Annotated in this window: 16 protein-coding genes, 1 tRNA gene and 1 pseudogene; 6 read left to right on the top strand and 12 right to left on the bottom strand. The window is 68.9% G+C overall.

The features are described from left to right. A partial coding sequence (guaD, locus tag QZW52_RS14115) for a guanine deaminase (RefSeq protein WP_293999980.1) occupies positions 1–1,183 on the top strand: 1,183 nt, incomplete at its 5' end. 52 nt (positions 1,184–1,235) lie between these two features. Here guaD and QZW52_RS14120 read toward each other — a convergent pair. From QZW52_RS14120 to galE, 12 genes are all read right to left on the bottom strand, one after another. Then, positions 1,236–1,311, bottom strand: a tRNA-Phe gene (locus tag QZW52_RS14120). 80 nt (positions 1,312–1,391) lie between these two features. Next, positions 1,392–2,168 carry a response regulator gene (locus tag QZW52_RS14125; RefSeq protein WP_293999981.1) on the bottom strand — a complete coding sequence of 259 codons (777 nt, stop codon included), beginning with the start codon at positions 2,166–2,168 and terminating at the stop codon, positions 1,392–1,394. A gap of 6 nt (positions 2,169–2,174) precedes the next feature. Continuing rightward, positions 2,175–4,463: a sensor histidine kinase gene (locus QZW52_RS14130; RefSeq protein ID WP_293999983.1), complete on the bottom strand. Its 2,289-nt coding sequence runs from the start codon at positions 4,461–4,463 to the stop codon at positions 2,175–2,177. Positions 4,464–4,487: 24 nt separating this feature from the next. Beyond that, the gene (locus tag QZW52_RS14135) at positions 4,488–5,063 is read right to left on the bottom strand and encodes a DUF4390 domain-containing protein (protein ID WP_293999985.1); all 576 of its coding nucleotides are present in this window, start codon (positions 5,061–5,063) and stop codon (positions 4,488–4,490) included. 20 nt (positions 5,064–5,083) lie between these two features. Then, entirely contained in the window at positions 5,084–6,412 is a 1,329-nt protein-coding gene (rsmB, locus tag QZW52_RS14140; protein WP_293999986.1) for a 16S rRNA (cytosine(967)-C(5))-methyltransferase RsmB, read from the bottom strand. Positions 6,413–6,422: 10 nt separating this feature from the next. Next, positions 6,423–7,319, bottom strand: a complete 897-nt coding sequence (locus QZW52_RS14145; RefSeq protein WP_293999988.1) for a hypothetical protein — start codon at positions 7,317–7,319, stop codon at positions 6,423–6,425. A 120-nt stretch (positions 7,320–7,439) separates the two neighbouring features. Further along, complete coding sequence (locus QZW52_RS14150; protein WP_293999989.1) at positions 7,440–8,036, bottom strand: LemA family protein; 597 nt, start codon at positions 8,034–8,036, stop codon at positions 7,440–7,442. Between the two features lie 19 nt (positions 8,037–8,055). Next, the gene (gene queC, locus QZW52_RS14155; protein ID WP_293999991.1) at positions 8,056–8,775 is read right to left on the bottom strand and encodes a 7-cyano-7-deazaguanine synthase QueC; all 720 of its coding nucleotides are present in this window, start codon (positions 8,773–8,775) and stop codon (positions 8,056–8,058) included. Next, complete coding sequence (locus QZW52_RS14160) at positions 8,772–10,052, bottom strand: glutamate-5-semialdehyde dehydrogenase (RefSeq protein ID WP_293999993.1); 1,281 nt, start codon at positions 10,050–10,052, stop codon at positions 8,772–8,774. Before QZW52_RS14160 ends, queC begins: the two co-directional genes overlap by 4 nt. Positions 10,053–10,105: 53 nt before the next feature. Then, positions 10,106–10,747, bottom strand: a complete 642-nt coding sequence (locus QZW52_RS14165; RefSeq protein WP_293999994.1) for a DsbA family oxidoreductase — start codon at positions 10,745–10,747, stop codon at positions 10,106–10,108. After that, positions 10,744–11,895 carry an acyltransferase family protein gene (locus QZW52_RS14170; protein WP_293999996.1) on the bottom strand — a complete coding sequence of 384 codons (1,152 nt, stop codon included), beginning with the start codon at positions 11,893–11,895 and terminating at the stop codon, positions 10,744–10,746. Before QZW52_RS14170 ends, QZW52_RS14165 begins: the two co-directional genes overlap by 4 nt. A gap of 24 nt (positions 11,896–11,919) precedes the next feature. Further along, complete coding sequence (gene galE, locus QZW52_RS14175) at positions 11,920–12,936, bottom strand: UDP-glucose 4-epimerase GalE (RefSeq protein WP_293999997.1); 1,017 nt, start codon at positions 12,934–12,936, stop codon at positions 11,920–11,922. A 133-nt stretch (positions 12,937–13,069) separates the two neighbouring features. Here galE and QZW52_RS14180 point away from each other — a divergent pair, with 133 nt between their 5' ends. From QZW52_RS14180 to QZW52_RS14200, 5 genes and pseudogenes are all read left to right on the top strand, one after another. Further along, positions 13,070–13,591: a hypothetical protein gene (locus tag QZW52_RS14180; protein ID WP_293999998.1), complete on the top strand. Its 522-nt coding sequence runs from the start codon at positions 13,070–13,072 to the stop codon at positions 13,589–13,591. After that, positions 13,588–15,165, top strand: coding sequence for a ubiquinone biosynthesis regulatory protein kinase UbiB (gene ubiB, locus QZW52_RS14185; RefSeq protein WP_294000000.1), 1,578 nt, complete (start codon positions 13,588–13,590; stop codon positions 15,163–15,165). The genes QZW52_RS14180 and ubiB overlap by 4 nt, the downstream gene beginning before the upstream one ends. 27 nt (positions 15,166–15,192) lie before the next feature. Next, positions 15,193–15,336, top strand: a pseudogene (locus QZW52_RS14190) (FmdB family zinc ribbon protein); the annotation flags it as partial. A 153-nt stretch (positions 15,337–15,489) separates the two neighbouring features. Next, entirely contained in the window at positions 15,490–16,155 is a 666-nt protein-coding gene (locus QZW52_RS14195) for a DUF502 domain-containing protein (protein ID WP_294000004.1), read from the top strand. A gap of 23 nt (positions 16,156–16,178) precedes the next feature. Continuing rightward, the coding region (locus tag QZW52_RS14200) for an amino acid--tRNA ligase-related protein (RefSeq protein WP_294000002.1) at positions 16,179–16,708 on the top strand (530 nt) is incomplete at its 3' end.

Below are 16,708 nucleotides of genomic sequence, written 5' to 3' on the forward strand. Positions count from 1 at the left end.
CACCCCCGGCCCCGACTGGCTCGCCGAGGACCACCGCGGCCAACTGCTGATGCCCGGCTTCATCGACACCCACGTCCACAGCCCGCAGCTCGACGTGATCGCCAGTTTCGGCACCGAGCTGCTCGATTGGCTCAACACCTACACCTTCCCGGCCGAACTCCGCCACGCCGACCCGGCCGTGGCGCAGGCGGGCGCCGAGACCTTCCTCGACGCGCTGCTGGCCCACGGCACGACCACCGCCGTCGTGTTCCCCACCGTCCACCGCGTGTCCGCCGACGCGCTGCTGTCCGGCGCCCACCGCCGCGGGATGCGCCTGATCGCCGGCAAGGTGCTGATGGACCGCCACGCACCGGACGGCCTGCGCGACGACGTGCCGGGCGCCGAACGCGACAGCCGCGACCTGATCCGCCAGTGGCATGGCACGGGGCGGCTCGCCTACGCGATGACCGTGCGTTTCGCCCCGACCAGCACGCCGGAGCAGCTCGCGATGGCGGGCCGGCTGATGGCCGAGGTGCCCGGCCTCTACATGCAGACCCACGTTGCCGAGAACCGCGCCGAGGTCGCCTGGGTCGCCGAGCTGTTCCCCGAGGCGCGCAGCTACCTGGATGTCTACCACCGCGCCGGCCTGCTGAACGCACGCGCCGTGCTCGCCCACGGCATCTGGCTCGACGACGCCGACCGCCAGTTGCTCGCCGACACCGGCGCCCAGATCGCGCACAGCCCGAGTTCGAACCTCTTCCTCGGCAGCGGCCTGTGCGCCTGGCCCGAGCTGGAAGCGGCCGGGGCGCGGGTCACGCTGGCGAGCGACGTGGGCGGCGGCACCAGCCTGTCGATGCTGCGCACGCTGGCGGATGCGTACAAGGTGCAGGCGTTGCGCGGCGTGAAGCTGACGGCGTGGAAGGCGCTGCACGGCGCGACGCTCGGGGCTGCGCAGGCGCTCGGACTGGACCACGAGATCGGCTCGCTCGAAGCGGGCCGCGTTGCCGATCTGGCGCTGTGGGCCTGGGCGCACGGGCCGGTCGCGCAGCACCGCGACGGGCGGGCGCGGCAGTTGCACGAGCGGGTGTTTGCGTGGATGACGCTGGGGGATGAGCGGAACTTGCGGAGGGTCTGGGTGGCAGGCGTGCCGGTGAGTGCCGACCGTTTGGTGGCTACACCGTGCCTGCAAGGCGCCCGTGAATGAAAAACGGGTTAGAGCTTGAAGCGTCTAACCCGTTGATTTCATTACAGAATTCTGGTGGCCAAGGGCGGAATCGAACCACCGACACGCGGATTTTCAATCCGCTGCTCTACCAACTGAGCTACTTGGCCGTCAAGAGAACGCTATTATGCCATGTGAATTTTTAAATCCGCAAGAAATTTGCCTGAATTTTTTCACTCCACGCGTCCGCTCAACCCGCACCGCGCTTGCTGCGGGTGAGGTCTACCCCGAGCTGCTTGAGCTTGCGGTAGAGATGGGTGCGCTCCAGGCCGGTGCGCTCCGCCACACGGGTCATGCTGCCGTTCTCGCGGGCCAGGTGGAACTCGAAATACGCTTTCTCGAACGCATCACGGGCTTCGCGCAGCGGGCGGTCGAGCAGGAAGATCTGCTCGGCCTGCGGGCCGCTGGCCATCGTGATGGTGAGGGTGGTGAGCGCGTTGCTGCTGGCGCCGGAGCCTGGGTTGTAGACGTGGCCTGGCCCTGCGTAGTGGGCTGCTTCGGCTGCAGGGAGGTAGTCGGTGCGCTCGATGCGCGCCAGTCCGGCGTGCGCCGCGTCGCCCGCTCCCGTGCCCGTGTGACCGGGTGGTGCCGCACTCCGGGGTGCCGGCTTGGACAGGCCCTGCTCGACAGCCCGCAGCAGCTTCTGCAGCGTGATCGGTTTTTCGAGAAACGCCATCGCGCCGTACTTGGTGGCTTCCACGGCGGTGTCGATGGTGCCGTGGCCCGACATCATGATCACCGGCATGTTGAGCTGCGCACCGGCACCCCATTCCTTGAGCAGGGTGATGCCATCCACGTCGGGCATCCAGATGTCCAGCAACACCAGATCGGGCCGCTGGCGTTCGCGCAACGCGCGGGCCTGAGCGGCGTTTTCGGCCAGCTCGACGCTGTGCCCTTCGTCGGTCAGGATTTCCTGCAACAGGGCACGGATGCCCATTTCATCATCGACGACAAGAATATTGGCCATGGGTGATCAGGACGCGCTCACGTCGGCAGAGGGTGGGCGAGCCCACCGCGAAAAGGAAATGGAGACCTGCGCCCCGGTTCGCGTCGGGCCGTGGGCAGTTTCCTGTGTTTCGTCGGACAAGTTGTTCAACCGGATCTTGGCGCCGTGTTCCTCGACGATCTTCTTGACCACCGCCAGGCCGAGACCTGTGCCGCGGGCTTTGGTGGTGACGTAAGGTTCGAACGCGCGTTTGAGGATTTTTTCGGAGAAACCGGGTCCATTGTCCACCACCTTGAGGCGGATGGCACGGGCGACACCGTCTTCGGCCCGTGCAGCCTCGGTCGAGATGGTGACTTGTCCGTCTGCCATGTCGTTGACCGCATCGAGCGCATTCTGAACCAGATTGTGGATGACTTGCCGCAATTGGCTCGCATCACCGGCCAACGCGGGTAGATCAGGTGCCAACTGCGCGTGAAGCCGGCCATTCTCCTGCTGCACCGCATACAGCCCGAGCACCTCCGAAACCAGCGCATTCAGGTCGAGCGGCAGCAACTGCGCGGCGGGCAGACGGGCGTAGTCGCGGAACTCGTTGACCAGCGTTTTCATCGACTGCACCTGCGCCACGATGGTGCCGACCGAGCGCACCAGCATCTGCTGGTCGGTGCCTGTCAGTTTCGCTTCGAGCTTGTGCTGCAGGCGTTCGGCCGAGAGCTGGATCGGGGTGAGCGGGTTCTTGATCTCGTGGGCCAGCCGGCGCGCGACCTCGGCCCAGGCCACGCTGCGCTGGGCGGACACCACGTCGGTGATGTCGTCGAAGACGATCAGGCGCGCGCCTTCGGGCAGCAGCGCACCCCGCACGAGCAGCGTCTGACCCGACTCGGCGTGGCCCAGCGCGAGGGCTTCCTGCCAGTGGCCGCGGCCGGCGTCACCGTGCTCGCCGGGGTCGAGATCGGCGGCGTGGGTGGCGAAGTGCTGGGTGACGGTGCGGGCGAAGGCGTCGAGTCCGGGCAACTGGTCGAGTGTCTGTCCCGCCCACGCGCTCGGTGCGACGCACAGGATGCGGGCGGCGCCAGGGTTGACGGTGTTGATGGTGCCATCGGCATCGAAGACGATGACGCCGGAGGTGAGGTTGTCGAGGATGGTCTGCAGGTGGGTCTTGGCACTTTCCACCTCGGCCAGACTGCGCTGCACCAGCCCGCGCGCGTCGGCGAGCTGCTGGGTCATCACCGCGAAGGAGCGTGTCAGTCCGCCCAGCTCATCGCGCGAGGCGAAGACCTCGGTCGGACTCAGGTCACCGCTGGCCACCTGGCGCACCCCCTCGGCCAGCATCACCAGCGGGCGGCCGAGCTGGTGTCCGAGTCCTGCGGCCATGAGCAGCGCGCTGAAGACGCCGAGGATGAGCGTCAGCGTCAACGTGCCGATGTACATCTTGCGCAGCCCGCCGCGGCCGAGGGCGCGCTGCTGGTACTCGCTGTAGGCGGTCTGCACGCGCAGCGCGTTGGCGGCCAGCTCAGGGGGCACCAGTTGGGTGACTTGCAGGTAGCGATCCTCGCCACCGAGGCTGAAGCTGGTCGAAGGCATCCACGCGATGGCGCGCACCCGTGCCTGGCTGGCGGTCTTGTCCCTGGGGTCGGGCGGCGTGTCGGCGTCGAGCCCTTCGAGCTGGGCGTACACGCGCAGATTGCGGGCCTGTCGCATCATCGCGCTGGTGGGCCGATCCGGCAGCATCGATGCGCCGACCGCTCCCCCCGCCGACAGCGTCACCTGCCCCGTCGGCGACAGCAGCGCGACACTCTGCGCCGAAAGCTGTTCGCGCAGACGCTCCAGCGTCAGCAGCTTGAGGCGATCAGAGTTCTCGGTCGCGCTTTCTGCTGCCAGCCGGGTCTTGGTGGCGACATCGTTGACCAGCAGTTGCAACGTGGTGCGGCCGAGGTTGAGACCGGATTCGAGTGCGCCCTCGACCTCGATGTCGAACCAGCTCTCGATCGAGCGCGAGACGAACTGGTAGGACACGCCGTAGATCAGGGCCCCCGGCACCACGCCGACGAACGCGAAGATCGCTGCCAGCTTGAACAGCAGCTTGCTGCCGAATTTGCCGTGGCGCATCCGCCGCGCCAGACGGGTCAGCGCGACGAGGATCACCAGCCCGAGTGCGGTCGCCACACCGATGTTGACCCACAGCAGCCACTCGTAATGCCGTTCGTAGAGCACGCGGTTGTTGGTGGCGACCGACAGCAGAAAGGCCAGCACCAGCACGGTACCACCCATCGCCAGCAGGGCGATCAGCAGGGTCCAGCGCAGGGAACGGCGGCTCATGGCGGGCGATCGGTGGGGGCGGGGTCAGTCGGGCAGGGCGATGGTGCGTGCCGCCCGCAGTGTCCACTCGGGCTGGCTGCCGATGCCGATCTGCAGCGGACGTGGCAACTGCTCGGTGTCCAGCCGGTAGGTGAATTCGATGTAGTGGCGGTCATCCTCCGCCGGCACCGGGTCGGCAATGCGCCACTGGCTGAACCTCTGCAGCGCCCGCAGCGCCTCGCCCAGCGAGCGGTAGGTCTGCGACAGCCCGCCCTGGCTGACCTTGTAGCTGAAGGTCAGCGGCTGGTAGGCGATGCGCCAGGTGCGCGTGGCGTGGGCGAGTTCCTTGTCGCGCCAGTACCACCGCGAGCGCATCAGCACCGCTTCGGCCAGGAAGTGCAGCGCCACCCCGCGCTGCAATGCATCCTCGACCCCCGCGGGCAGGTCGAAGCGGGTCTCGAAGTTCAGCAGCACGCCCTGCTCGCTGCGCTGGGCGTCCAGGCGCAGCAGGTCCAGTGCGCGGGCCGGCGCCATGGTCAGCAGCAGGACCAGCACCATGCACGCGGCCATGGCTGCGCGCAGGCGCGTCAGACGGGCGGGGCAATGGGCAGGCGTGGGCATGCAGGTGGGCAGGGGTCAGGTCAGGAGAGTTTGTCCAGCCGGGCGTAGAAAAATCCATCGCCTGCCGGCGTCGAATTGTCGGTCAGCGGCAGCAGGTGGCCCGGTGCCTGCCCGGCACGGGCGTCGGCGTGGCGTTGCAAAAACGCCGAAATCTGCCCCGCCCCTTCGGCCCGGAAGACCGAGCAGGTGGCGTACACCAGCCGTCCGCCCGGCCGCACGAGCGGCCAGAGCGCGTCCAGCAGCGCCCGCTGCGTGCGGGCGAGGTCGCCGATGTCGCTGGCGCGGCGCAGCCAGCGCACGTCCGGGTGCCGGCGCACGATGCCCGAGGCGCTGCAGGGTGCGTCGAGCAGGATGGCATCGAAGGGCTGACCATCCCACCACGCCGCGGTGTCGCGGGCGTCGGCAGCGGCGGTGCGGGCGCCGTGGAGGTGCAGCCGCGCCAGTGTCTGTTCGACCCGCTGCAGCCGCACGGCGTCACTGTCGAGGGCGAGGAGCACCAGATCCGGTCGCAGCTCCAGCAGATGGGCTGTCTTGCCGCCAGGTGCGGCACAGGCGTCCAGCACGCGGGCGCCGACCGGCAGCGCATCCGCTCCGGTGCCCAGCAGCAGTGGGGCAGCGTGCTGCGCCGAGAGATCCTGCACCGAGACGCGGCCTTCGTCGAAGCCCGGCAGTTGCTGCACGGGCACCGGCTGGTCCAGCACCACCGCGTGCGGGCCGATCGCCTTGGCACCCAGCCCGGCCGTGGCCAGCTCGGCCACGTAGCGGGCCGCGTCACCGTGGCCGGCGTGGACCCGCAGCACCATCGGCGCCGCCTGGTTGGCCGCCGCGAGCAGTTCGGCCCACTGGCGGGGCCAGTCGCGCTGCAACTGGTCGATCCACCAGCGTGGGTGCTGGTGGCGGGCGACGGGCAGTTGCGCTTGCAGGTCGGCGACCAGGGTGGCACGTTCGCGCAGGAAGCGGCGCAGCACCGCGTTGACGAAGCTCGCGCTCTTCGGGGCGATCTGGTGTGCGCAGGCGACCGCCTGATCGACCAGCGTGTGGTCGGGGTAGGGTGCGGCAGCGTCCGGCCAGAGCAGCGCGAGCGCGGTGATCAGCAGCGCGTGGACCCGTGGTGGCGGGGTGCGCGGGGCCAGACGCTCGCAGGCGGCCTCGGCGCCGCCCATCCAGCGCATGGCGTGGAAGCTCAGGGCTTGCGTGCCAGGGCGGGCGGCGGCGGGACAGGCGGCCAGCGCCTCGGTCAGCGAGCGGCCGGCCCGCACCGCAGCGACGGCATCGGCGGTGTGGGCCAGCAGGCGGGACAGCGGCAGGCTGTGGCCGTGCGTGGTGGAGGTAGGGGAGGATGCGTTCACGGGCGGCAGTCTACGTGCCGCCGCCCTCCCGTTCCTGACCCGTCCGCCCGGCAGGGGCAATCTCTTCCAGGAAGTGGCACGCCAGCGTTGGCGGCAAGGGCGTGTCCAGCAGCGCGCAGGCGAGCCACAGCGCCTCGGCCGCCACGGGCAGCGTGTCGCCTGCGTGCAGCAGCAAGCCAGGGCGGGTGGCGGCCGCGTCGGTCCACAGCCGGGCCAGCACCGGGCGGTGCATCCAGCCCAGGGTCTGCAGGGTCTGCAGCGCCCGACCGAGGCTGTCCACGTCGGGCACATGGCAGGTGGGGGACGGGGTGGCGGTGCCCCAGACACCCCGCACCACGGTGTCGTGCCAGTGCGCGCCCGCGGCGCAGACGAGAACACCCGCGACCTCCGGCGGATCGTCCGGCACGAGGCGGGCGAGGTAGGCGGTGAACTGCGCGATCGCCTGGCGCAGCGCCAGCGGCAGGTGCTCCAGTGCGTTGTGTTCGCGCAGGCCGCCGCGGTGGGGCCGGGCGGGTCCGGACAGCCGGTGGCGCACGGTGAGCCACGCCAGCCGATCGAGCGGGCGGATCTGGCCGTCGGCACACATCATGCGGCGCAGGCTCTGCAGCAAGGCTTGGCGCTGGGCCAGGGGTTGCGCCGCGCACTGGCGGAGCAGCCGGTCCAGCGCGGGCAGCCGTGCGCCGTCGGGCAGGTGTTGTGTGCAGGCGCGCAGCAGGTGGCGGGTTTCCGTGCCACTGGTGGCTTCCTCCCAGGCGCGCCGCTCGCGGTCGCTGCCGGGCGTCAGCAGCAAGGCGAGCAGGGCGGCCCGCCGCTCACCCTCGCCGCCGAGGTGCTCCAGCCGGCTCCACGCGGCGCGCGACTCGGGACCGAGCCGGGGTGGTGCGTGCAGCAGGAGGGGGGTGGCCATGGTGCAAAAGTTGCAAATTCGGTCAACCTTGGCATCCTGCCCGCAGGGAGGCGGCGTTGTCCAGCCGAAAAGTGTTTCCGCAAGCCCGTCTTCAGCCGCACCACTGCGGCGGTGTCCGCGTCACAGGGGCATCGGCCGGCTGGGCTGGGTTTTCAGGCGCAGCGGGGCGTCACCGGACAGCAGCGGTGCGTCCTTGAACCGCCAGGCCAGTGCCACCAGCGTGGTCGGGAAGACGTGCAGCGCGTGGTTGTAGCGTTCGGCTTCGCGGTTGTAGACGAGCCGGCTGATGTGGATCTGCTCCTGCAGCGCGTCGCGCTGGCGCAGCAGCTCCGTGATGGCCGGCTCGGGGCCGAGTCCGGAGGTCAGGTCTTGCAACGCGCCCACCAGCGTGTCGAGCAAGGTGCCCAGCGACTCTTCGGCCGAACCCACCACCTGCAGCGCATTGCCGCGCATCCCGCGGGCCTGCGCCGCGTCCGTGGCGCGGCCGGCTTGCCGGGCGGCGTCGATCAACTGGGCAGCGACGGGTTGCTCCTCGCCGGACAGCAGCGGCCGGGCCGCCTGCGCCAGTGCGAGGGCGACGGCGTGGCGCTGGCGCAGGTGGCTGGCCAGCGGGCTGTAGCTGTGGTGGGTCTTGCTGCGCAGCCGCTTCAGGCGCTTGTGGGCGCCCAGCATCCAGAAGGCCAGCACGGCCAGCAGCACCAGGGTGGCAACAGGCATCGTCGGTCTCCTGCGGGGGTCAGCGTGTGTCGGCCAGCCAGGCGGTGTGTCCCGCTTGGCGCAGTTCGCACGCGGGGCAGTGGCCGCAGCCGTGGCCCCAGGGGTGGCGCGTGCCGCGCTCGCCGAGGTAGCAGGTGTGGGTGTGTTCGATGACCAGCGCGGTCAGCACCGGCCCGCCCAGTTGCTCGGCGAGTTCCCAGGTCTGCGCCTTGGTCAGGAACATCAGCGGCGTGTCCACCGTCATCGGCGTGGCCAGCCCGAGCGAGAGCGCCACCTGCAGGGCCTTGAGCGTGTTGTCGCGGCAGTCCGGGTAGCCCGAATAGTCGGTCTCGCACATCCCGCCGACCAGCACCGACGCCCCCCGACGGTACGCCAGCGTCGCCGCGAAGCCGAGGAACAGCAGGTTGCGCCCGGGCACGAAGGTGTTGGGCAGGCCGTTCGTCTGGAACTCGATTTCACGCTCGGCGGTGAGCGCGGTGTCGGAGAGCTGCCCGATCAGGCCGAGGTCGAGCACATGGTCATCGCCCAGCCGATCCGCCCACTGCGGGAACTGCCGGCGCAGCTCGTCGAGCACGGTCAGCCGGCAGTCCAGCTCGATGCGGTGGCGCTGGCCGTAGTCGAAGCCGATCGTCTCGACGCGGCTGAAACGGTCCAGCGCCCAGGCGAGGCAGGTGGTCGAATCCTGTCCGCCCGAGAACAGCACGAGGGCGGTGCGCGGGTCGCGGGCGGCGGCGGTCATTGGCGGATTTCCCCTTGGCCGAGCACGACCCACTTCATCGAGGTCAGCCCCTCCAGCCCGACCGGGCCGCGGGCGTGGAACTTGTCGGTGGAGATGCCGATTTCTGCGCCGAGGCCGTATTCGAACCCGTCGGCGAAGCGCGTGCTCGCGTTGACCATCACGCTGGCCGAGTCCACCTCGCGCAGGAAGCGCATCGCGTTCGGGTGGTTGGTCGTCAGGATGGCCTCGGTGTGGTGCGAGCTGTAGCGGTTGATGTGTGCGATGGCCTCGCCCAGCGAATCGACCACCTTCACGCTGATGACGGGTGCCAGGTATTCCTCGGACCAGTCGGCTTCGGTCGCGTCCACCACGGTCGCGCCGGCCACGTCCGACAGGATCGCCTTGGCCCGCGGGCAGCCGCGCATTTCGACGCCCTTCGCACTGAAGATCGCGCCGATCTGCGGCAGGAACGCCGTCGCCTGCGCCACATGCACCAGCAGCGATTCGGTCGCGTTGCAGGGGCTGTACTTCTGCGTCTTGGCGTTGTCGGTGACGACGAGGGCCTGCGCGATGTCCACCTCGGCGTCGATGTAGGTGTGGCAGTTGCCGTCGAGGTGCTTGATGACCGGCACCTTGGCTTCGGCCGAGATGCGCTCGATCAGCCCCTTGCCGCCGCGCGGGATGATCACGTCCACGAACGCCGGCATCGCGATCAACTGGCCGACGGCGGCGCGGTCGGTGGTCTCGACGAGCTGCACGGCGGTGGCGGGCAGGCCGGCTTCGACGAGGGCGGCCTGCACCAGCTTCCAGAGCGCCAGATTCGAGTGGATCGCCTCCGAGCCACCACGCAGGATGCAGGCGTTGCCGCTCTTGATCGCCAGCGACGCCGCCTCGATCGTCACGTTCGGCCGGCTCTCGTAGATCATCCCGAACACGCCCAGCGGCACGCGCATCTGCCCGACGCTGATGCCGGTCGGGCGGCGCTTGACCCCGGTGATCTCGCCCACCGGGTCGGGCATCGCGGCCAGTTGCTCGCAGCCTTCGGCGACGGTGGCGATGACCTTGGCACCGAGCTTCAGGCGGTCGAGCATCGGGCCGGACAGGCCGTTCGCGGCAGCGGCGGTCAGGTCGAGCGCGTTGGCGGCGTCGAGTGCGGCCACGTTGTCGCGCAGCAGCCGGGCCAGCGCCAGCAGGGTGCGGTTCTTGGCGCTCGTCGAGGCGGCGGCCATCAGCGTGGCGGCGGCGCGGGCGGCCTCGCCGACGCGGGCCATGTAGGCGGGGATGTCCTGGGTGTTCATGCGGCGAATTGTGGCAGAGGGGGCCACGCCACCGCACATGCGGTGGATTCCCTTCAGCTTGCCGCGATCTGCCGCAACGCCTGCTCGAACACCTCGACCGGCTGCCCGCCGGAGATCAGGTGCCGGTCATTGATGATCACCGCCGGGACCGAGCGGATGCCGGCCTGCTGGTAGAAGGTCTCCCTCTCGCGCACGTCGTCGGCGTGGGCATTGCTGTCGAGCACGGCGCGAGCGGCGTCGGTGTCCAACCCAGCCGAGGCCGCCGCAGCGAGCAGCACCGCGTGGTCGCCCGGGCTGAGTCCATCGGTGAAATACGCCTTGAACAGCGCGTGCTTGAGCTGGCGCTGGGTTTCGGCGGATTGCAGCCCCGCCCAGTGCAGCAGCCGGTGCGCGTCGAAGGTGTTGTAGATCCGGCTGCGCTTGCCCAGGCCGAATTCGAAGCCCACACCCGCGCCGCGCTGGCGGATCGCCTCGGTGTTGGCGGCGACCTGCTCGGCGGAGATGCCGTACTTCTCGGTCAGGTGCTCGACGATGGCCTGGCCCTCGGGCGCCATCGACGGGTTGAGTTCGAAGGGCTGGAAGTGCAGCGTGGCCGTGATGCCCTCGGCGGCCACACGGGCCAGCGCCTGTTCCAGCGCGTTCAACCCGATCGCGCACCACGGGCAGGAGACATCGGAGACGAAATCGATTTTCATGGTGTGCGGGTGAGTGCAGTTTTGATCCGTCGCTGAACTGCGGCCGTATGGCGCTCGGTTAGCCAGGCGAAGGCGGTGCAGTAGACCAGCAGCACCCCCACCAGACAGCCCAGGTAAGCGATGCCACGCATGTCCGGCTGCAGTTGAAATGGCGTGCCCAGCTCCTGGTAGACCACCGCCACGATCAGCAGCATCGCAGGGAAGTGGCACAGATAGGTGGAGTAGGAGACGTCCGCCATGCGCGCATGGAAGCGGCTGAACGCCACGGTGGATTTCATGCGCGTGACGCTCGTGAGGGCCACGGCATAGGCCATCCCCAGCAGCAGGTCACGGGTGAACCCGGTCAGCAGCGATTCTGGATGGTCGAGATTGTTCACGTTGTGGCTGGTGCGTGACCAGACGACGGCGATGGCGAGGAGCAGGGCGCCGAGCAAGGGGTGCGGGCGCCAAAGCCTGGACATGGTCCAGCCATAGGTGATCAGCCCGAGCAACCAGATGGTGCCCCAGAGCAGGAAGGGCATGGGCAGTCCGACCAGAATGGCCGCACCCGCGACTGCCGCGAGGGCACGCCAGCGACCGGTACCCGTCCAGGCAGCGGCAAACAGCGCGAAGATGCAGTAGTACCACCACTCGTAGGCCAAGCTCCACAGTGGATTGTTGCTGCCGAAACTCTCTGTCCAGATGCCCTGGAGCATGAGCACATTGCCCAGGAACGTGCGTGCATCGAGTGCCGCGCTGGTGTTGCTGCCCAGCGAAATGGTGTGGTAGCGAATCGAGTCGGTGTAGAGCGCACTGGCGTTGAACCACCTCAGCCCCACCATGTCCAGCACAAGCCCCGCGAGCAGGGCCGGAATCAGCACGGTGTAGATCCTGCTGAAGCGCGCGATGGCGTAGCTCCTCAGATTGGGTCCATGCTGCTGCCAGCGGTGGAGTGTCGTTCCGCCAACGAGGAACCCACTGATGACAAAGAAAATCACCACGGATTCATGGCCAAGACCGGTGAAAAAATACAGTCCCTTGTCCAGGAGCGTCGCCTGCTGCACGCCGCCGAGATCGACCAGCACGAGGTGTCGGGCATGGCTGAGCAGGACCAGCCACGCCGCCACCCACCTGGACAGATTGAGAACAATGGAGAGGTTGGGGGTCATCGCGTGGACAGGGTCATGTTCAGTTCACGACGTGAATCCCTGCGGATTCATCGACTGCCACCGCCAACTGTCCTCGCACATCTGGTCGATCCCGCGCTCGGCCTTCCACCCCAGCAGTTGCTGCGCCGCGCCCGGATCGGCGTAGCAGGCCGCGATGTCGCCGGGGCGGCGGTCAACGATCTGGTACGGCACCGGCCGGTCGCTGGCCCGCTCGAACGCCTTCACCACGTCGAGCACGCTGTAGCCCTGGCCGGTGCCGAGGTTGACGGTGACCGACGACTTCGCTTCGAGCAGGTGGCGCAGCGCCGCGACATGCCCGGCGGCCAGATCGACGACGTGGATGTAGTCGCGCACGCCCGTGCCGTCCGCGGTGTCGTAGTCGCCGCCGAAGACCTGCAGCCGCTCGCGCTTGCCGACCGCCACCTGCGTGACGTAGGGCATCAGGTTGTTCGGGATGCCGCGGGGGTCTTCGCCGATCAGGCCGCTGGCGTGGGCACCGACCGGGTTGAAGTAGCGCAGGTAGGCGATCGCCCAGCTCGGGTCGCACGCTTCCAGCTCGCGCAGCATCTGCTCGCCCAGCAGCTTGGTCATGCCGTAGGGGTTGGTGGTCGAGAGCGCGCTGTCCTCGGTGATCGGCAGGCGCTCGGGCTGGCCGTAGACGGTGGCCGAGGAGCTGAACACCAGCGCCTTGACGCCTTGGTTGCTCATCGCGGTGGCCACGCTGACCAGCCCGCCGAGGTTGTTGCGGAAATATTCGAGCGGCTTCTGGGTCGATTCGCCCACCGCCTTGTGCGCGGCGAAGTGGACGACCGCCGACACCTGGTGGCGGGCGATGATGTCCTCGATGCGGGCGGTGTCGTTCACGTCCGCTTCCTCGAACACCGGCTTCTCGCCGAGCAGCGTGGTCAGGCGCTCCAGCACGACCGGCGAGCTGTTGGCGAAGTTGTCCACGCCGAGCACGTCGAAGCCGGCTTGCTTGAGCGCGATCCAGGTGTGCGAGCCGATGTAGCCGGTGGCGCCGGTCAGGAGGATGGTGGGCATGGGGGGGTTTCTCAGGCAACTGCGATGCGGTGAATTGTGGCAAACCCACCCCCCAATCCGCTGACCCCCCGATGAACAGCGCCGCCGCACCCGCCCGGAGCGAGCAATTTCACCGGCCACCTACAATTGCCGGATGTTTGAAGCCCTCCTTGAACCCCTTGGCCGCGAAGCCCTCGGCCGCGTCACGCTGCTGCTCAACCACGTCCTGAGCGCCGAACCCGAGGCCACGCGCCGTTTGTCCGGCCAGGTCGGCCGCACCATCGGCGTGCAATGGCACCAGTGGCCGGCGATGCTGCCACCGCCGCCGCGGGCGGTGTGGTCCATCTCGCCGGCCGGTCTGCTCGATCTGGACGAGGACATGCTGCTCGTGCCGGTCGGTGTGGGCGACGACCAGACGCTGATGGTCACGCTCGACGGCACCGCGCTGCTGGGCTGGGTGTTCAGCGGCATGGCCGGGCGCCCGCCGATGGACATCCGCGGTGACGCGGGGCTGGCCGCCGAGGTGAGCTGGCTGGCCGAGAACCTGCGCTGGGACATCGAGGACGACCTCGCCCGCGTGGTCGGCGACGGCCCGGCGCGGGTGCTGGGCCAGCTCGGCAGCGGGCTGGCGCAGGCGGTCAGCGCCTTCGTGCAGCGCGTGCGCGGCGCGGCATGAAACACTGGCCGCGGCTGGCCCTGATCGCGTGGGTGCTGCTGCGCCATGGGCTGGACCAACTGGTGCTCGCGCGGGCGCCGCAACCGGGCTTGCGGCTGCTGGCGCGGGTGCTGTCGGTCGGTCGGCGCTTCGACGCACCGCGTGGCGAGCGGCTGCGGCTGGCCTTCGAGCGGCTCGGGCCGATCTTCATCAAGTTCGGGCAGGTGCTGTCCACCCGGCGCGACCTGCTGCCCCCGGACATCGCCGACGAACTTGCCAAGCTCCAGGACCGCGTGCCGCCCTTCCCGAGTGCGCAGGCCCGCCAGATCATCGAGCAGTCGCTTGGCCAGCCCATCGAGGCGGTGTTCTCGCAGTTCGACGCCGATCCGGTGGCCAGTGCCTCGATCGCGCAGGTGCATTTCGGGGTGCTGCACGACGGGCGGCAGGTGGCGGTCAAGGTGCTGCGGCCGAACGTGCTGGAGGTGATCGACGCCGATCTTGGCCTGCTGCGCAAGGGCGCGGCGTGGCTGGAGCGGCTGTCGGCGGACGGGCGCCGGCTGCGTCCGCGCGAGGTGGTGGCCGAGTTCGACAAGTACCTCCACGACGAGCTGGACCTCGGCCGCGAAGCCGCCAACGCTGCGCAACTGCGGCGCAACATGGCCGGGCTGGACCTGCTGCTGGTGCCCGAGATGGTGTGGGAGCACATCAGCCAGAACGTGCTGGTGATGGAGCGCATGGTCGGTACGCCGATCAGCCAGGTCGAGCAGCTCCGTGCGGCGGGCGTTGACATCCCGAAACTCGCCCGTGACGGCGTGACCATCTTCTTCACCCAGGTGTTCCGCGACGGCTTCTTCCACGCCGACATGCACCCCGGCAACATCATGGTGTCCACCGCGCCGGCCACCTTCGGGCGCTACATCGCGCTCGACTTCGGCATCGTCGGCACGCTGGACGCCCGCGACAAGGAATACCTCGCGCAGAACTTCATCGCCTTCTTCCGCCGCGATTACCGGCGGGTGGCCGAGCTGCACATCGAATCCGGCTGGGTGCCGGCGGGCACGCGGGCCGACGAGCTGGAAGGGGCCGTGCGCGCCGTCTGTGAACCGCACTTCGACCGGCCGCTCAAGGACATCTCGCTCGGGCAGGTGCTGATGCGGCTGTTCCAGACTTCGCGGCGCTTCAATGTCGAGATCCAGCCGCAGCTCGTGCTCCTGCAGAAGACGCTGCTGAACGTCGAGGGCCTCGGCCGCCAGCTCGACCCGGAACTCGATCTGTGGAGCACGGCCAAGCCCTTCCTCGAACGCTGGATGAACGAGCAGATCGGCTGGCGCGCGCTGGTCAGCCAGCTCAAGCAGGAGGCGCCGCGCTACGCCCACTTCCTGCCCGAGCTGCCGCGGCTGCTGCACGAAGCACTGGCGGCGCGCACGGCGGTGGCGTCGGGTGCTGGCGGTCCCTCTCAGGCGCTGATGGAAGCCCTGCTGGTCGAGCAGCGCCGCACCAACCGGCTGCTGCAGGCGCTGGGCTGGGCGGCCATGGGCTTCGTGCTGGGCGTGCTGGCGGTGCAGGTGCTGTCGCGCTTCGGGCCTACTCTATAATTCCTGTTTCGAATCAAGGGTTTAGCGATGCCGATCTACGCCTATCGTTGTTCCTCCTGCGGGCACGCGAAGGACGTGCTGCAGAAGATGTCCGACGCCGTGCTCACCACCTGTCCCGCCTGTGGCGCCGAACGCTTCACCAAGCAGGTGACGGCTGCGGGGTTCCAGCTCAAGGGGTCTGGCTGGTACCAGACCGATTTCCGCGGCGGGCCGACCGCGCCGGCCGCTCCTGCTGGTGCGGACGCCCCCGCTGCGCCTGCCCCGCTGCGCCTGCGGCTGCCGCTCCTCCAGCCGCCCCGGCTGCGAGCTGAACCGGACACCCCCGTGAGAAAATACATCATCGCCGGCCTGCTCGTCTGGCTCCCGCTGGCCATCACCATCTGGGTGCTGACGTGGGTGCTGGGCCTGCTCAACAGCGTGTTCCAGACCCTGTTGCACGCGGCCACCGCCGTGCTGCCGGCCAGCGCCCACACGGTGCTGGAGATGCTGTCATCGATTCCCGGCCTGGGGGTGCTGACGCTGCTGACGATGATGATGCTGACGGGCATGTTCGTGGCCAACTTCGTCGGGCAATGGTGGCTGCGGCAGTGGCACCGGCTGATGTCGAACATCCCCATCGTCAAGTCGATCTACACCTCGGTCAAGCAGGTCTCCGACACGCTGTTTTCCAGCAGCGGGCAGGCGTTCCGCGAGGCGGTGCTGGTCGAATACCCGCGCCGCGACTGCTGGACCATCGCCTTTGTCACCGGCAAGCCCGCTGGTGAAGTGGCCGAGCGCATGGGCACGCCCGCGGACACCGAGTTCGTCAGCCTCTACGTGCCGACGACGCCCAACCCGACCTCGGGCTTTTTCCTGATGGCGCCGCGGGCCGATGTCCGACCGCTGGCGATGAGCGTGGACGAGGCGCTCAAGTACATCATCTCCATGGGCGTGGTCGCGCCACCGGTACACGCCGCACCGCCGGTCATGGCCGCCGCAGCCCCCCACTGATTCCAAAGAAAGACACCACCGCCATGCGTACCTGCTATGCAGGCCAGGTCAGCGAAGCACTGACCGGCCAGACCGTCACCCTCATGGGCTGGGCCCACCGTCGCCGTGACCATGGCGGTGTGATCTTCATCGACCTGCGTGACCGCGAAGGGCTGGTCCAGATCGTCTGCGACCCGGACCGCGCCGCGATGTTCAAGGTGGCTGAGGGCGTGCGCAACGAGTTCTGCCTGAAGGTGGTCGGCCTGGTGCGTGCGCGCCCGGCCGGCACCGAGAATGCCAACCTCGTCAGCGGCAAGGTCGAACTCCTGTGCCACGACCTGGAGGTGCTGAACCCGAGCGTCACGCCGCCGTTCCAGATCGACGACGACAACCTGTCCGAGACGACCCGCCTGACGCACCGCGTGCTCGACCTGCGCCGCCCGGCGATGCAGAAGAACATGATGCTGCGCTACCGCGTGGCGATGGAAGTGCGCAAGTACCTCGACGAACTGGGCTTCGTGGACATCGAGACGCCGATGCTCACCAAGTCCACGCCGGAAGGTGCGCGCGACTA

It is taken from the genome of Sphaerotilus sp., assembly GCF_013299175.1.
GTDB lineage: Bacteria > Pseudomonadota > Gammaproteobacteria > Burkholderiales > Burkholderiaceae_C > Sphaerotilus.

What these genes read in the sequence shown, in the direction of transcription:
- QZW52_RS14125 (WP_293999981.1), bottom strand. Translation starts at nt 2,168, where the DNA reads ATGGCCAATATTCTTGTCGTCGATGATGAAATGGGCATCCGTGCCCTG.
- QZW52_RS14130 (WP_293999983.1), bottom strand. Translation starts at nt 4,463, where the DNA reads ATGAGCCGCCGTTCCCTGCGCTGGACCCTGCTGATCGCCCTGCTGGCG.
- QZW52_RS14135 (WP_293999985.1), bottom strand. Translation starts at nt 5,063, where the DNA reads ATGCCCACGCCTGCCCATTGCCCCGCCCGTCTGACGCGCCTGCGCGCA.
- QZW52_RS14145 (WP_293999988.1), bottom strand. Translation starts at nt 7,319, where the DNA reads ATGGCCACCCCCCTCCTGCTGCACGCACCACCCCGGCTCGGTCCCGAG.
- QZW52_RS14150 (WP_293999989.1), bottom strand. Translation starts at nt 8,036, where the DNA reads ATGCCTGTTGCCACCCTGGTGCTGCTGGCCGTGCTGGCCTTCTGGATG.
- queC (WP_293999991.1), bottom strand. Translation starts at nt 8,775, where the DNA reads ATGACCGCCGCCGCCCGCGACCCGCGCACCGCCCTCGTGCTGTTCTCG.
- QZW52_RS14160 (WP_293999993.1), bottom strand. Translation starts at nt 10,052, where the DNA reads ATGAACACCCAGGACATCCCCGCCTACATGGCCCGCGTCGGCGAGGCC.
- QZW52_RS14165 (WP_293999994.1), bottom strand. Translation starts at nt 10,747, where the DNA reads ATGAAAATCGATTTCGTCTCCGATGTCTCCTGCCCGTGGTGCGCGATC.
- QZW52_RS14170 (WP_293999996.1), bottom strand. Translation starts at nt 11,895, where the DNA reads ATGACCCCCAACCTCTCCATTGTTCTCAATCTGTCCAGGTGGGTGGCG.
- galE (WP_293999997.1), bottom strand. Translation starts at nt 12,936, where the DNA reads ATGCCCACCATCCTCCTGACCGGCGCCACCGGCTACATCGGCTCGCAC.
- QZW52_RS14180 (WP_293999998.1), top strand. Translation starts at nt 13,070, where the DNA reads ATGTTTGAAGCCCTCCTTGAACCCCTTGGCCGCGAAGCCCTCGGCCGC.
- ubiB (WP_294000000.1), top strand. Translation starts at nt 13,588, where the DNA reads ATGAAACACTGGCCGCGGCTGGCCCTGATCGCGTGGGTGCTGCTGCGC.